Consider the following 13,663-nt stretch of genomic DNA (forward strand, 5'->3'; position numbering starts at 1 on the left):
CACTCGTATGGGAAACAGTAAGCCAACAATATGACGCACAAAAACACGCACGCGCAACCACACAATCCATAAACCCACCCCCTCACCAGGGAGTGGGCGCCACACCCCCCACCAAAAACACCACACACCGGCACACGGTGAGTGACACGGGAACACCTGGGCCGGCAGCAACAGCGCCACCCACCCATATCCCGCACACCACCACACCGGACAAATGAATAGAGTTACGGCGGCCACAGCGGCAGGGAAACGCCCGGACCCATCCCGAACCCGGAAGCTAAGCCTACCAGCGCCGATGATACTGCCCACACGGGTGGAAAAGTAGGACACCGCCGAACACACACAAAACCCCCGAAGCAATTCGGGGGTTTTGTAATTCTGATATGACAAGGAATAGGCCCCCGAGTAATTCGGGGGCCTATTCCTTTCTGCGCCGCCGGCGCTTTCAGTTTCGCGTGAGTTGGAAGTTGTACCAGCCGCCGTTGTGGTACGTCACCCGGCCGGCCAGGGTATTGGGGTCGACCGTGACCGTGAAAGGCCCGTACCAGACGGATTCGAGATGAATGTCGGTCCACATGTTCCGCTGCATGGTGAGGTTCCACGGATCGTCGGGGAACTGGCTGGTGAACACGGTTCGGCACTGCGGGCCGCAATCAACGGTGTGCCAGCCATAGGTTGTGCCCGGCCAGAAGAACGGTCGATTGCTCATGGTCATGGTCATGGTGTAGTCGCCGGGATCCAGATCCGCGCTCGCCGGCCCGGCCAATCCGATGCCGGCGCCGCAGAGCGCCACCGTCGTCGCCGCGATACGCAGAAGCCTCACCACGTCCCCTTCAGTCCTCAGTTCACCGCCCGGTCAGCCCGTCGGACAGGTCGAGACTAACGCCGTGATGATGGCCGCGTGGTGGTTCACGCGTCGAAAAGCGCAGGCTCGTCGGCTTCGCGTTCGAGTGCGAGCAGCGCTTTCTTGCGCTCGAGCCCCCCGCCGTAGCCGGTGAGGCTGCCATTGGCGCCGATCACCCGATGGCACGGCACGATGACCGACACCGGGTTGTGCCCGTTGGCCAGGCCGACGGCGCGGGACGCGTTCGGCGAGCCGATCTGTTCCGCGATCTCGCCGTAGGACCGGGTTTCGCCGTACGGGATGGTGCGCAGCGCCGCCCAGACCCGACGCTGGAACGCGGTTCCGGCCAGTTCGAGGGGAATGTCGAACTCCCGTCGGCGGCCGGAGAAGTACTCGTCGAGTTGCGCGACGGCGTCGGGGAAGGCGTTGTCGTTGCGGACCCAGCCCGCACGGTCGGGCTCATAGGTCTGCTCGACCATTCGCAGGTGAGCGAGGACCCCGTTGTCTCCGGCGAGGGTCAGTGGGCCGATCGGACTGTCGATGGTGCGGTACTCGGTCACGTGGTCTCCTTCGGTGGCCAGTGGTTGATCGGATGGTCCAGGACGGACCATAGGTATTGGGTGGCGTAGGAGCGCCAGGGTCTCCAGCGGACGCTGTGCTCGGCTATCGGCACGCCGAGGAGTTCGCCGGCGGTCCGTACTCCGGCATCGGCGGCCGGGAAGGCGTCCGGGTCGCCGAGCCCGCGCATGGCGATCACCTCGGTTGACCAGCCGCCGATGCCGGGCAGCGCGGACAACGCGGCTCGGGCCCGGGGGAGGTCCGCGCCCGGGTCCAGGACCAGATCTCCATCGTCGAGCGCCCGGTTCAGCGCCTGTAGCGCGTCGCGCCGCGCGCCGGGGATGCCCGGCACGGTCGCGTCGCGGAGGTCGCCGGCGGTCGGGAACAGGTGAGTCAGTCCGCCGGCCGGATCGCTGACGGGTCGGCCGTACTCGGTGACCAGCCGCGCCGTCAGGGTGCGCGCGGCGGCCGTGCTAACCTGCTGTCCCAGTACGACCCGGGTCGCCAGCTCATGCTCGTCGACGGTCCGCGGGATACGCCGGCCCGGGGCGCGGGTGATCAGCGGGCGCAGTGCCGGGTCCGCGCTCAACACCTCCGACATCGCCGTCGGGTCGGCGTCGAGGTCGAGCAGCCGGCGACAGCGTGCGGTGGCCACTGGCAGATCGCGGAAGTCCTCCAGGTGCAGCACGGCCCGCACATGGTCGTCATGGGGTGTGAGCCCGACGAACCCGACGCCGTGTGGCAATCGAAACGAACGGCGAAACGCGCCGTCGCGAACCTCCTCGCAGCCGGGCGCCGCCGTCGCGGCGAGATGTGCGAAGGCGCCGTCGTGGCTGAATGGCTTGCGCACCGGCAGCCGCAACACCACGGCGCCCGCCTCGGGTGCCCGGAGCCCGCGTCGTCCACCACGGCGATGACGCAGTTGCGTTGGCGGACAGTCGAATACTGCCCTGATGGTGTCGTTGAACTGGCGGATGCTGGAGAAGCCCGCGGCGAAGGCGACGTCGCTCAGTGGCAGGTCGGTGCTCTCGATCAGCGTCCGCGCGGTCTGCGCGCGCTGAGCTCGCGCCAATGCCAGCGGGCCGGCGCCCAGCTCGGCGCCCAGCACCCGTTCGACCTGTCGCACCGTGTATCCGAGGCGCGCGGCCAGCCCGGTGACCCCATCGCGGTCGACGACGCCGTCGGCAATCAGGCGCATCGCGCGGGCGGCGACATCGGTGCGGACATCCCACTCCGGCGATCCGGGCGAGGCGTCCGGGCGGCAGCGTTTGCAGGCCCGGTATCCGGCGCGCTGGGCGGCCGCCGCGGTGGGGTGGAAGCTGACGTTGGCAGGCAGCGGGGTGCGGGCCGGGCAACTCGGCCGGCAGTAGATTCCGGTGCTGGAGACGGCGATGACGAACCACCCGTCGAACCGCGCGTCCCGGGATTGGACGGCGCGGTAGCAGCGCGTGAAATCATCGTGCACGCTTCCACTCTGGCACGAATCAAGGCGTGTTAACTAGCGGAAATCCGACATGGCGGTCACCAAGGGTTGGCGCCCCGCGACAGGCTTTGGGGCCCACATGCCCGAGCACGCGACGGCCGATCAGATGGGCATGGCCAGCCGGGTGGGCTGGTCCCGGCCGCGCAACACGATCTCCTGGCCGTTTTCCCAGAACTGCTGCTCTTCGGGGCTGGCGCCGCGCACCGTTTCAGCGGTGGCGAGCAGGCGCCCCGAAACGGATTTGGACAGCTCGCACAAGCGCGCGGCGGTGTTGACCGCGTCGCCGATCACGGTGTATTCGAAGCGCTCATGTGCCCCGACGTTGCCGGCGACCACCCGGCCGGCGGAGACGCCGATTCCCGCGTCGACCTCGGCGAGCTCCTCGCGCAGCCGCTGCTGGATGGACCGAGCCGCCGCCAACGCGGAATCCTGTGGGCATGGCACGTGGTTCGGCGTGCCGAAGACCGCCAGGCAACCGTCGCCCTCGAACTTGTTGATGAAGCCATGCTGAGCGTCGACCTCTTCGACGATGACCGCGAAGAAGCGATTCAGCAGATCGACGACCTCGGTGGCCGGGCGGCTGATGGCCAGCGAAGTGGACCCGATGATGTCGACGAACATGGTCGCGGCGAATCGCTCCTCGCCGCCGAGCTCCAGATCCTTGGACTCGGCGGCTGCGGCGACCTCGCGGCCGACGTGTCTGCCGAACAGGTCGCGGATCCGCTCGCGTTCCCGCAACCCGGCGACCATGGAGTTGAACCCACGCTGCAGTTCGCCGAGCTCGGTGCCATCGAACACCTGCAGGGTGGGCGACAGGTCGCCTTGCTCGACGCGGCCCATCGCCTGGCGCACGGTGCGCACCGGGTTGGAGGTCATCCATGCCGCCACCCACATCAGCCCCGAGCCGAACACCATCGCAAAACCGGCGATGAACAACACCGTCACCGACAACTGGGTGGCGGACAAGTTGTGCAAGATGATGGTGAACAGCGCGGCGAACATGATTCCGGCGACCGGAATACCGGTGGTGAACATCCAGGTGGACATGATCCGGCCGGTGATACCGGAGCTCAGCCGGCCCGGCGGCCGTCCGGCGTCCAACGCCAACGCGGCTATTGGGCGCAGCGCGAACTCGGTGAACAGGTAACAGGCCGCGCTCACCACGACACCGCAGAAAAAAACCACCAGGGCGATCTTCGGGATGAAACTTGGGTCGTGCAGCCCGTAGAGCAGGGTCAGCAGGCCGTCACCGACCAACCACAGCACCAGATTCATCAGTGACACCCGCGCCGGGGTGGCCAAGGTCCGGCGCTGGTCCTCCCGGGTGGGAGCGCGGTGCTCGGTCGCCCAGCGCAGCGCCTTGACGGTGCGGCCGGTCAACCAGGCGACGCCGGTGACCAGTGCCAGCAAGATGTAGGCCGGGGCGACGATGATTGAGACCCACCACACATCCGGGCTGAACACCGACGGCTCGGGCACCGCCACCACCACCAGCACGATCGCGACGATGATGCCGATTAGATTCGCGGCCACCAGCGCGCCGGTCATCAGCAGTTGAATGCGCACGCGACGCTTTCGCGGGGCCTCGCCCGGAGTGCCGAGCAGCCAGGAGCCGTACTCGGGGCTCCCGGCGATCCCCCGCTTCTGCCCGGTGGCCCGCTGCATGGTCCGATCCAGCCGCTGGGCCAACGTGTCTCTGTCCGCCATCGTGGAAGTAGCCTAGCCCGCCGCTGCGACGGCGCCGCTCGATCCGGGCGCGGCGACCTTTAAGCTCGTGCGGTGCGTCTTGTCATCGCCCAGTGCACCGTCGATTACGTCGGGCGGCTGACCGCCCACCTGCCGTCCGCGCGCCGGCTGCTTCTGGTCAAGGCCGACGGCTCGGTCAGCGTGCACGCCGACGACCGAGCCTACAAGCCGCTGAACTGGATGACGCCGCCGTGCTGGCTGATTGAGGATGAGTCCGGCGACCACCCGGTGTGGGTGGTGCAGAACAAGGCCGGCGAGCAACTGCGGATCACCGTCGAAGACATCGAACACGACTCGCAGCACGAACTCGGCGTCGACCCGGGCCTGGTCAAGGACGGTGTCGAAGCGCACCTGCAGGAACTGCTGGCCGAACACGTGGAGCTGCTCGGCACGGGTTTCTCGCTGGTCCGCCGCGAGCACATGACCGCGATCGGTCCGGTCGACCTGCTCTGTCGCGACGAGCAGGGCCGCTCGGTGGCGGTGGAGATCAAGCGTCGCGGTGAGATCGACGGTGTCGAACAGCTCACCCGCTACCTGGATCTGCTCAACCGGGATTCGCTGCTGGCTCCGGTCAGCGGGATCTTCGCCGCCCAGCAGATCAAGCCGCAGGCCCGCACTCTGGCCGCCGACCGCGGGATCCGCTGCGTCACGCTGGACTACGACCGGATGCGCGGGATGGACAGCGATGAGTACCGGTTGTTCTGAGCGGCGGCGCTGATGCCGCGGCGGGCGCGGCGACGCGCGGGGGGCACTGCCCGCCGGCCCGGACCGCGGTCATCGCCGCGGACCGAGATCGGCGCCGACGGCCGGGATTACCAGGTGCGGGTCGTCGCTGGATCCGGGGCGGTGAAGACCTACCGCTGCCCGGGCTGCGACCACGAGATCCGCCCTGGCGTCGCGCATGTGGTGGTGTGGCCGAGCGACGGGGGAGACGCCGGCGTCGAGGACCGGCGGCACTGGCACACCCCGTGCTGGCAGAACCGGGCCACCCGGAGCCCGACGCGCCGCTGGAGCTAGGCGGGTTGGGTCAACTCCATCAACACCCCGCCGGCGTCCTTGGGATGGATGAAGTTGATCTGCGCGCCGGCGGTGCCGCGCTTGGGGGTGTCGTAGAGCAACCGCACGCCGTTGGCCCGCAACCGGTCGCACAGCGCCGCCACGTCGGTGGTGCGCACGCACAATTGCTGCAGGCCCGGACCGTTGCGCCCGATGAACTTCGCGATGGTCGAGTTCTCGTCGAGCGGGGCCAGCAACTGGATCTGGGTGGTTCCCGCCGCGGCGCCGCGCACTCCGAGCATCGCTTCGACCACGCCCTGTTCGGCGTTGACCTCTTCGTGCAGCACCTCGAAATCAAGGTTCTCGACGTACCACTTCTTGGCCGCCTCCAGGTCGGGCACGGCGATGCCGGCGTGATCGATCGCGATCACCAGGTCGCGGGGTAGATCGACGGTGGTATCGGCCTGCTCGGTGGTCATGGCACAACGGTAACCTGAGGTGTTGGAAGACGCGTCGCGGGACCGGCGCCGGGAAGCTCCGGCCGGCCGCGGCACAACCCAGAGGAGAGTCAATGACGACGTCGGTGATCGTTGCCGGAGCCCGCACCCCGGTCGGCAAGCTGTCCGGTTCGCTGAAGGATTTCTCCGGCACCGACCTGGGCGCCATCGCCATCAAGGCCGCGCTGGAGAAGTCCGGTGTGCAGCCGTCCGCCGTGCAGTACGTGATCATGGGCCAGGTGCTGACCGCCGGCGCCGGCCAGATGCCGGCCCGTCAGGCCGCCATCGGCGCCGGATTGGGCTGGGACGTTCCGGCGCTGTCGATCAACAAGATGTGCCTGTCAGGTATCGACGCCATCGCGCTGGCCGACCAGCTGATCCGGGCCGGGGAGTTCGACGTCGTCGTCGCCGGCGGCCAGGAGTCCATGACCAAGGCCCCGCACCTGCTGATGGACAGCCGCGCCGGATACAAGTACGGCGATGTCGTGGTCCGCGACCACCTGGCCTACGACGGCCTGCACGACGTGTTCACCGACCAGCCGATGGGCGCGCTCACCGAGCAGCGCAATGACGTCGACGAGTTCACCCGCGCCGAGCAGGACGCCTTCGCCGCCGAGTCGCACCGGCGCGCCGCGGTGGCCTGGAAGGACGGCGTGTTCGATGACGAGGTGGTCCCGGTGGAGATTCCGCAGCGCAAGGGCGATCCCATCGTCTTCGCCGAGGACGAGGGTGTGCGCGCCGACACCACTGTCGAATCGCTGGGACGACTGCGCCCGGCGTTCCGCAAGGACGGCACCATCACCGCCGGCTCGGCGTCGCAGATCTCCGACGGCGCCTGCGCCGTGGTGGTGATGAGCAAGGCCAAGGCCGAGGAACTCGGACTGGAATGGCTCTGTGAGATCGGCGCGCACGGCAACGTCGCGGGACCCGACTCGACGCTGCAGAGCCAGCCCGCCAACGCCATCCGGCGCGCCGTCGAGCGCGAGGGCATCAGCGTCGGCGACCTGGACGTGCTGGAAATCAACGAGGCGTTCGCCGCGGTGTCCCTGGCCTCCACCCGGGAACTCGGCGTGGACCCGGAGAAGGTCAACGTCAACGGCGGCGCCATCGCGATCGGTCACCCCATCGGCATGTCCGGCGCCCGGATCGCCCTGCACGCCGCACTGGAGCTCAAGCGCCGCGGCGGCTCATACGCGGTGGCGGCGCTGTGCGGCGCCGGCGGCCAGGGCGACGCGCTGATCCTGCGACGCTGAGACCGGCCGACCGCGTGCCGAACCTGGTGGGCGGCGCGGGCATCCGGCTGCAGGTCGGCGCTGGCGACACCGCCGCGTACACCGCGCTGCTGGGCTCCGGCGCCGACGGGCGCTGGTCGGTGGGCGCCGATTGCCTTGCGCTGACCGACGGCCCGTCGGGCGTGTTGTTCGCGACGCCCGACGTCGACGGCGCGGCTCGGCTGCTCGCCCGCCGCGGCCTGCCCACGGCGGCGGCCGACGGCGGCACGCTGCGACTGGTCGACCATCCGGTGCTGGGCGTCTGCCCGGCCGAGGCGCTGCGGCCAACCTCCGGCGGCGCCGTGCGGCGGATCGACCACGTCGTGGTGTCCGCGCCCGACGAGCGGGATGCGATCGCGCTGTTCGGCGGTTGCCTGGGATTGGACTTCCGGCTGGTGCGGGCCCTCGATGAGCGGATCACCCAGTTGTTCTTCCGCTGCGGCGACACCGTCGTCGAGGCGGTGGTCGATTCGAGCAAACCGTCGTCAGCGCTGGAATGGTGGGGGATCGCCTGGCGCGCCGACGACATCGACCGGGCCCGCCGGATGCTGTGCGACGCCGGGATGGATGTCAGCGAGGTCCGCGCCGGGCGCAAACCCGGCACCCGGGTCGCGACGGTGCGGGAGCCGGCGCTGGGCACACCGACGCTGCTGATCGAGCATAGGCAGCAGCCGGGGCAGCCGGGGCAGCCGAGCGCGGGGCGGTCATGACAGACTTGATCACGTGACTCAACCCCGTCCTCCCCGCCCCGCGATGGCCGCGTCGATGGCCGGCGCTGTTGACCTGTCCGCCCTCAAACAGCGCGCCACCGCGCCTGCCGCCCCGGCCGGCGAGGGTTCGGCGCCCGCGGCCGTGCAGGTCACCGAGGCCAACTTTGAGACCGAGGTGCTCGGCCGCTCCAACCAGGTGCCCGTCGTCGTGCTGCTGTGGTCCCCGCGCAGCGACATCTGCGTCGAGGTGGCCGACACTCTGGCCCAGTTGGCCGCCGCCGACCAGGGCAAGTGGTCGCTGGCGCTGGTCAACGTGGACGCCAGCCCGCAGTTGGCGCAGGTGTTCGGCGTGGAGGGCGTGCCGACCGTGGTGGCGCTGGCCGCCGGCCGTCCGCTGGGCAGTTTCCAGGGCCGCCAGCCCGCCGATCAACTGCGCAAGTGGATCGACTCGCTGCTGGAGGCCACTGCCGGCAAGCTCGCCGGTGGCGCCGGCGAGACTGCCGAGGCCGAGCAGGTCGATCCCGCGCTGGCCGCCGCCCGCGACCAACTGGATTCCGGGGACTTCGTCACCGCCCGCGCCTCCTACCAGGCCATCCTGGACGCCGACCCGTCGCACACCGAGGCCAAGGGCGCGATCCGGCAGATCGATTGGCTGGCCCGCGCCTCGGTCGCCGACCCGTCGGTGATCGAGGTCGCCGACGCCAGCCCCGACGATATCGACGCCGCGCTGGCCGCCGCGGACGTGCAGTTGCTCGGCCAGGACGTCGCCGGGGCGTTCGCCCGGTTGACCGGGCTGATCAAGCGCACCGCCGGCGACGAGCGCGCCAAGATCCGCACCCGGTTGCTGGAGCTCTTCGAGCTGTTCGACCCGAGCGATCCCGACGTGATCAAGGGCCGCCGGGACCTGGCCAGCGCGCTGTACTGACCGCCGGTGGGGGTGGTGATCCCGAATCCCACCACGGGCAACAGGTTTTCACTTGACCGGGCCCCGGTGGTGCGGCGGGCCGGGCGCGTTGCGCGCCCCCGTTAAGCGACCCTTGTGGCGGCCATTTTCGCTGGTCCCGGGCGGGTCTGATTTCACCGGGGCGCCGGTCGGCGCCACCTTCATCGCGCACGTCGGTGACGTGGGGCCGTTGGCCGATCCCATCCTGACCAGCCTCTACCTCCAAAACCGCCGCCTACTCCTCCGGGGTCAACCAGACCGCTGAGGTGGGCGGCAGCACCAGCGCCGCGGATGCCGGACGGCCGTGCCAGGGCTCCTCGGTGGCGTCGACGCCGCCGAGATTGCCCGCCCCGGCGCCGTTGTAGACCGTCGCGTCGGAGTTGAGCACCTCGCGCCAGCGGCCCGCCTTCGGCAACCCCACCCGGTAGTGCGAGTGCTCAGCCCCGGAGAAGTTGAACACGCACGCCATCATCGAGCCGTCGTCGCCGAAGCGCAGGAAGCTCAGCACATTGCTGGCCGAGTCGTTGGCGTCGATCCACGAGTAGCCCTCGGGCCGACTGTCCTGAGTCCACAGCGCCGGGTGATCACGGTAGATGCCGTTGAGGTCCCGGACGAACCGCTGAATCCCGCCGGAGAAGCTGTGCTCGCCGAGCTGGAACCAGTCCAGGCCGCGCTCCTCGGACCATTCGGCGCGCTGACCGAAGTCCTGGCCCATGAACAGCAACTGCTTGCCCGGATGCGCCCACTGGTAGGCCAGCAGGCTGCGCACCCCGGCCGCCTTGACGTGGTCGTTGCCGGGCATCCGCTCCCACAGCGTGCCCTTGCCATGCACCACCTCGTCGTGGCTGATCGGCAGCACGAAGTTCTCGCTGAACGCGTAGAGCAGCGAGAAGGTCATCTCGTGGTGGTGGAAGTTGCGGTAGATCGGGTCCCGGGCGAAGTAGCGCAGGGTGTCGTTCATCCAGCCCATGTTCCACTTCATCGAGAAGCCGAGACCACCGAGATTGGTGGGCCGGGTGACTCCCGGCCACGAGGTGGATTCCTCTGCGACGGTGACGATTCCGGGCGTCGTCTTGTGCACCGTGGCGTTCATCTCCTGCAGGAACTGCACCGCCTCCAGGTTCTCCCGGCCGCCGTGGATGTTCGGCGTCCAGCCGTCGGCCGGGCGCGAGTAATCCAGATACAGCATGGAGGCCACGGCGTCCACCCGCAGTCCGTCGATGTGGTACTCCTGCAGCCAGTACAGTGCGTTGGCCACCAGGAAGTTGCGCACCTCGGGCCGGCCGAAGTCGAAAACGTAGGTGCCCCAGTCGAGTTGCTCACCGCGGCGCGGGTCGGCGTGCTCATACAGCGCGGTGCCGTCGAACCGGCCCAGCGCCCACGCGTCCTTCGGGAAGTGCGCCGGGACCCAGTCCATGATGACGCCGATGCCGGCCTGATGCAGGGTGTCCACCAGGTGCCGGAAATCGTCCGGGTTGCCGAAGCGTGAGGTCGGCGCGTAGTAGGAGGTGACCTGGTACCCCCAGGACCCGCCGAACGGATGCTCCGACACCGGCAGCATCTCGACGTGCGTGAAGCCCTGGGCCACAACATATTCGGTCAGCTCGTCGGCCAACTGCCGATACGACAGGCCTGGCCGCCAGGAACCCAGGTGCACCTCGTAGGTGCTCATCGGCTCGAACACCGGATTGCGCTCGGCGCGCTCGGTCATCCAAGTGTCGTCGTCCCAGCGGTACTCGCTGGTGAACACCCGGGACCCGGTGGCCGGCGGCACCTCGGTGGCGAACGCGACCGGGTCGGCCCGATCGACCACGGAGCCGTCGGCGCCGTGCACCCGGAACTTGTAGACGCCGCCCTCGGGGAAGCCGGGCCAGAACAGCTCCCACACCCCGGTAGAACCCAGCACCCGCATCGGCGCTTCGTTACCCCAGCTGTTGAACTCGCCGACCACGCCGACGCCCTTGGCGTTGGGCGCCCACACCGCGAACGACACGCCTTCGACGACGCCGTCGGGGGTCTCGAAGCTGCGCCGGTGCGCGCCGAGGACTTCCCACAGCCGCTCGTGGCGGCCCTCGGAGAACAGGTGCAGATCCACCTCGCCCAGGGTGGGCAGGAAGCGATAACCGTCGGCGATGGTGAACACGTGCTCGCCGTCGGCGGTGGGGTAGCTGATCTCCAGCCGGTAATCGACCAGATTGGTGAACGGCAGCGCGACCGCCCACAACCCGGAATCGATGTGATCCAGCGGGTGCCGCTTGTCACCCACCAACGCCACCACCGAGCGGGCGTTGGGGCGCAGCACCCGGATCACGGTGTGGTCGCGGTATTCATGGGCGCCCAGGATCGAATGCGGATCGTGGTGCGCGCCGGCGACCAATCGCGCCAGCTCGCCGCCGTCGGGGGCCAGGTTCGGGGAGGTTTTGGGCATCGTGGGCTCCTGTCAGTCGCGGCGCAGCAGGGTGGGTCGCGAATTGGCCGGCACCAGCGGCATATTCACGATGTGGGCCACCGCGCGGGACGGCTCGATCCGGACGAAATTATTTGCGCCCCACTGGTATTCCTCGCCGGTGACCTCGTCACGCACCCAGAATCTGGCGTGCTCGGGCTGCCCGAGCGCCGCCATGTCCAGGGTCAGCGTGCCCGACTCCGGGCCGAAGGCGTTCAGCGTCACCACCACCAGCACGCAGTCGCCGCTGAGCGGGTCGAACTTGCTGTAGGCCAGCAGCGCGTCGTTGTCCACCTGGTGGAAGGTGATATTGCGCATCTGCCGCAGCGCCGGGTGCAGCCTGCGCAGCTCGTTGAGCCGGACGATGAACGGCTCCAGCGACTGCCCGCGGTCCCGGGCGGCCTCGAAGTCACGCGGCCGGAGCTCGTACTTCTCCGAGTCCAGATACTCCTCGGAACCTGCCTTGACCGGCTGGAACTCGTAGAGCTCGTAGCCGGAGTACACCCCCCACAGCGGGCTCAGCGTGCTGGCCAGCACCGCGCGGATCGCGAACATGCCCGGGCCGCCGTTCTGCAGGCTGGCGTGCAGGATGTCCGGGGTGTTGACGAACAGGTTCAACCGGGCCTCGTGGGCGTGCTCGACGATCTCCTTGCCGAACTGCTCGATCTCCCACTTGGCCACCCGCCAGGTGAAGTAACTGTAGGACTGGGTGAAACCCAACCGGGCCAGGCCGTAGAGCCGGGCCGGCCGGGTGAACGCCTCGGCCAAGAACAGCACGTCGGGGTCGACGTTCTTGACCTCGCCGATCAGCCAGCACCAGAAGTTCGGCGGCTTGGTGTGCGGGTTGTCGACCCGGAAGATCTTGACGCCGTGGGAAACCCAGTGCAGCACCACCCGCAGCACCTCGCCGTACAACCCGGCCGGGTCGTTGTCGAAGTTCAGCGGGTAGATGTCCTGGTACTTCTTCGGCGGGTTCTCCGCGTACGCGATGGTGCCGTCGGGCAGCTCGGTGAACCACTGCCGGTGTTCCTTGGCCCACGGGTGGTCCGGGGCGCACTGCAGCGCGAGATCCAGCGCGATCTCCATGCCCAACTCGTTCGCGGTGGCGACGAAGCCGTCGAAATCCTCCATGGTGCCCAGGTCGGGGTGGACGGCGTCGTGCCCGCCCTCGTCGCTGCCGATCGCCCACGGTGACCCGACGTCCCCGGGCTCGCAGGTCACCGAGTTGTTGCGGCCCTTGCGGTGCACCTTGCCGATCGGGTGGATCGGCGGCAGGTAGACGACGTCGAAGCCCATCCGGGCCACTCGGTCCAGTGCGGCGGACGCGGTGACGAAGGTGCCGTGCACCGGCTCGCCGTTCTCGTCGCGGCCTCCGGTGGAGCGCGGGAACAGCTCGTACCAGGAGGCGAACTCCGCGGCCGGCCGATCCACCCACACCCCGTACTGCTTGCCGCGGGTGACCAGTTCGCGCAGCGGGTGCTGCGCCAGCAGCCCGGCGATCTGGTCGGACAGCGCCAGGCCGGCTCGGGTGTACGGGTCGCCCGGGGTGCGCAGCGCGGTCGCCGCGGTCAGCAGCGGGCTGCGTTGCGCGCGCGGCACGGCGGTGGCGGCCCGCTCCAGCAGCGCGGCGCCGACCAGCAGGTCGTTGTCGAGTTCGGACTCGCCCTGGCCCGCCTCGAGCTTGGCCAGCAATCCTTTGCGCCAGCTGGCGATCGGATCGCCCCAGCCGTCGACCCGGAATGTCCACATGCCGACCTCATCGGGCACGAACTGCCCGAAGAACAGGTCGGGGTTGGTCTTGGCGGCCGACATCGGCACGCTCAGCCGTTTGACCTTCGCGCGTTCGGCCGGCGCGGCCGGCTTGGGCACCGTCAATCCGGGGGGAGTGGGCACCAGCCGTGGGTAGGCCTTGCCGTGGTAGCGGACCACCAGGGTGGCGGCGACGGCCTCGTGGCCCTCCCGCCACACCGCGGCTTGCACCGGAACCACCTCGCCGACCACCGCTTTGGCCGGATACTCACCGCCGGAAACCGCAGGTTCTACGTCGTCAATCTCGATCCGACCGGGCAACCGCTGGGCTCCGTTCTCGTGTTGGCTTGCGCGGGAGACACACCACGCCCTGCGGGTTCCACCGTAGTGCGCTACGGCGCAGTAGGCGCAAGGTTGAGC

General features: G+C 69.1%; 12 protein-coding genes and 1 rRNA gene. 6 read left to right on the plus strand and 7 right to left on the minus strand.

Annotation, left to right across the window (positions count from 1 at the left end):
- Positions 1 to 225 precede the first annotated feature (225 nt).
- A 5S ribosomal RNA gene (rrf, locus tag L2Z93_RS05100) occupies positions 226 to 338 on the plus strand.
- A gap of 107 nt (positions 339 to 445) precedes the next feature.
- Here the strand turns inward: rrf and L2Z93_RS05105 are convergent.
- The 4 genes from L2Z93_RS05105 to L2Z93_RS05120 all read right to left on the minus strand — a co-directional run bounded on the left by L2Z93_RS05105 (position 446) and on the right by L2Z93_RS05120 (position 4,592).
- Positions 446 to 823: a hypothetical protein gene (locus L2Z93_RS05105; RefSeq protein ID WP_128111776.1), complete on the minus strand. Its 378-nt coding sequence runs from the start codon at positions 821 to 823 to the stop codon at positions 446 to 448.
- Between the two features lie 86 nt (positions 824 to 909).
- Complete coding sequence (locus L2Z93_RS05110; protein ID WP_090585594.1) at positions 910 to 1,455, minus strand: methylated-DNA--[protein]-cysteine S-methyltransferase; 546 nt, start codon at positions 1,453 to 1,455, stop codon at positions 910 to 912.
- Positions 1,401 to 2,867 carry an AlkA N-terminal domain-containing protein gene (locus tag L2Z93_RS05115; protein ID WP_090585592.1) on the minus strand — a complete coding sequence of 489 codons (1,467 nt, stop codon included), beginning with the start codon at positions 2,865 to 2,867 and terminating at the stop codon, positions 1,401 to 1,403. The genes L2Z93_RS05110 and L2Z93_RS05115 overlap by 55 nt, the downstream gene beginning before the upstream one ends.
- A gap of 120 nt (positions 2,868 to 2,987) precedes the next feature.
- A complete protein-coding gene (locus L2Z93_RS05120) occupies positions 2,988 to 4,592 on the minus strand; it encodes an adenylate/guanylate cyclase domain-containing protein (RefSeq protein WP_090585589.1) in 1,605 nt (534 codons plus the stop codon).
- Between the two features lie 72 nt (positions 4,593 to 4,664).
- Here L2Z93_RS05120 and nucS point away from each other — a divergent pair, with 72 nt between their 5' ends.
- Together nucS and L2Z93_RS05130 are read left to right on the plus strand one after the other, a co-directional pair.
- On the plus strand, positions 4,665 to 5,336 hold the full coding sequence (gene nucS / locus L2Z93_RS05125) for an endonuclease NucS (RefSeq protein WP_090585587.1): 672 nt from the start codon (positions 4,665 to 4,667) through the stop codon (positions 5,334 to 5,336).
- 12 nt (positions 5,337 to 5,348) lie between these two features.
- Entirely contained in the window at positions 5,349 to 5,648 is a 300-nt protein-coding gene (locus L2Z93_RS05130; protein WP_090585585.1) for an Rv1322 family protein, read from the plus strand.
- Here L2Z93_RS05130 and mce read toward each other — a convergent pair.
- Positions 5,645 to 6,106 carry a methylmalonyl-CoA epimerase gene (gene mce, locus L2Z93_RS05135; RefSeq protein WP_090585583.1) on the minus strand — a complete coding sequence of 154 codons (462 nt, stop codon included), beginning with the start codon at positions 6,104 to 6,106 and terminating at the stop codon, positions 5,645 to 5,647. The genes L2Z93_RS05130 and mce overlap by 4 nt on opposite strands.
- Before the next feature lie 92 nt (positions 6,107 to 6,198).
- Between mce and L2Z93_RS05140 the strand changes: the two genes are divergently transcribed.
- From L2Z93_RS05140 to L2Z93_RS05150, 3 genes are read left to right on the plus strand one after another with little or no spacing between them, the layout of a single operon-like run.
- The gene (locus L2Z93_RS05140) at positions 6,199 to 7,377 is read left to right on the plus strand and encodes an acetyl-CoA C-acetyltransferase (protein ID WP_090585581.1); all 1,179 of its coding nucleotides are present in this window, start codon (positions 6,199 to 6,201) and stop codon (positions 7,375 to 7,377) included.
- Between the two features lie 14 nt (positions 7,378 to 7,391).
- The gene (locus tag L2Z93_RS05145; protein WP_090585579.1) at positions 7,392 to 8,105 is read left to right on the plus strand and encodes a VOC family protein; all 714 of its coding nucleotides are present in this window, start codon (positions 7,392 to 7,394) and stop codon (positions 8,103 to 8,105) included.
- Between the two features lie 43 nt (positions 8,106 to 8,148).
- Entirely contained in the window at positions 8,149 to 9,030 is an 882-nt protein-coding gene (locus L2Z93_RS05150; protein WP_193438917.1) for a tetratricopeptide repeat protein, read from the plus strand.
- A gap of 253 nt (positions 9,031 to 9,283) precedes the next feature.
- Here the strand turns inward: L2Z93_RS05150 and glgB are convergent, their stop codons facing one another.
- Complete coding sequence (gene glgB / locus L2Z93_RS05155; RefSeq protein WP_090585577.1) at positions 9,284 to 11,476, minus strand: 1,4-alpha-glucan branching protein GlgB; 2,193 nt, start codon at positions 11,474 to 11,476, stop codon at positions 9,284 to 9,286.
- A 12-nt stretch (positions 11,477 to 11,488) separates the two neighbouring features.
- A complete protein-coding gene (locus L2Z93_RS05160; RefSeq protein WP_090585574.1) occupies positions 11,489 to 13,564 on the minus strand; it encodes an alpha-1,4-glucan--maltose-1-phosphate maltosyltransferase in 2,076 nt (691 codons plus the stop codon).
- Positions 13,565 to 13,663 lie beyond the last annotated feature (99 nt).

This window comes from Mycolicibacterium brumae, assembly GCF_025215495.1.
Lineage (GTDB): Bacteria > Actinomycetota > Actinomycetes > Mycobacteriales > Mycobacteriaceae > Mycobacterium > Mycobacterium brumae.

Coding starts and splice junctions, on each gene's coding strand:
- glgB (WP_090585577.1), bottom strand. CDS start 11,476: ATGCCCAAAACCTCCCCGAACCTGGCCCCCGACGGCGGCGAGCTGGCG.
- L2Z93_RS05130 (WP_090585585.1), top strand. CDS start 5,349: ATGCCGCGGCGGGCGCGGCGACGCGCGGGGGGCACTGCCCGCCGGCCC.
- L2Z93_RS05110 (WP_090585594.1), bottom strand. CDS start 1,455: ATGGTCCGTCCTGGACCATCCGATCAACCACTGGCCACCGAAGGAGAC.
- L2Z93_RS05140 (WP_090585581.1), top strand. CDS start 6,199: ATGACGACGTCGGTGATCGTTGCCGGAGCCCGCACCCCGGTCGGCAAG.
- L2Z93_RS05120 (WP_090585589.1), bottom strand. CDS start 4,592: ATGGCGGACAGAGACACGTTGGCCCAGCGGCTGGATCGGACCATGCAG.
- mce (WP_090585583.1), bottom strand. CDS start 6,106: ATGACCACCGAGCAGGCCGATACCACCGTCGATCTACCCCGCGACCTG.
- L2Z93_RS05150 (WP_193438917.1), top strand. CDS start 8,149: ATGGCCGCGTCGATGGCCGGCGCTGTTGACCTGTCCGCCCTCAAACAG.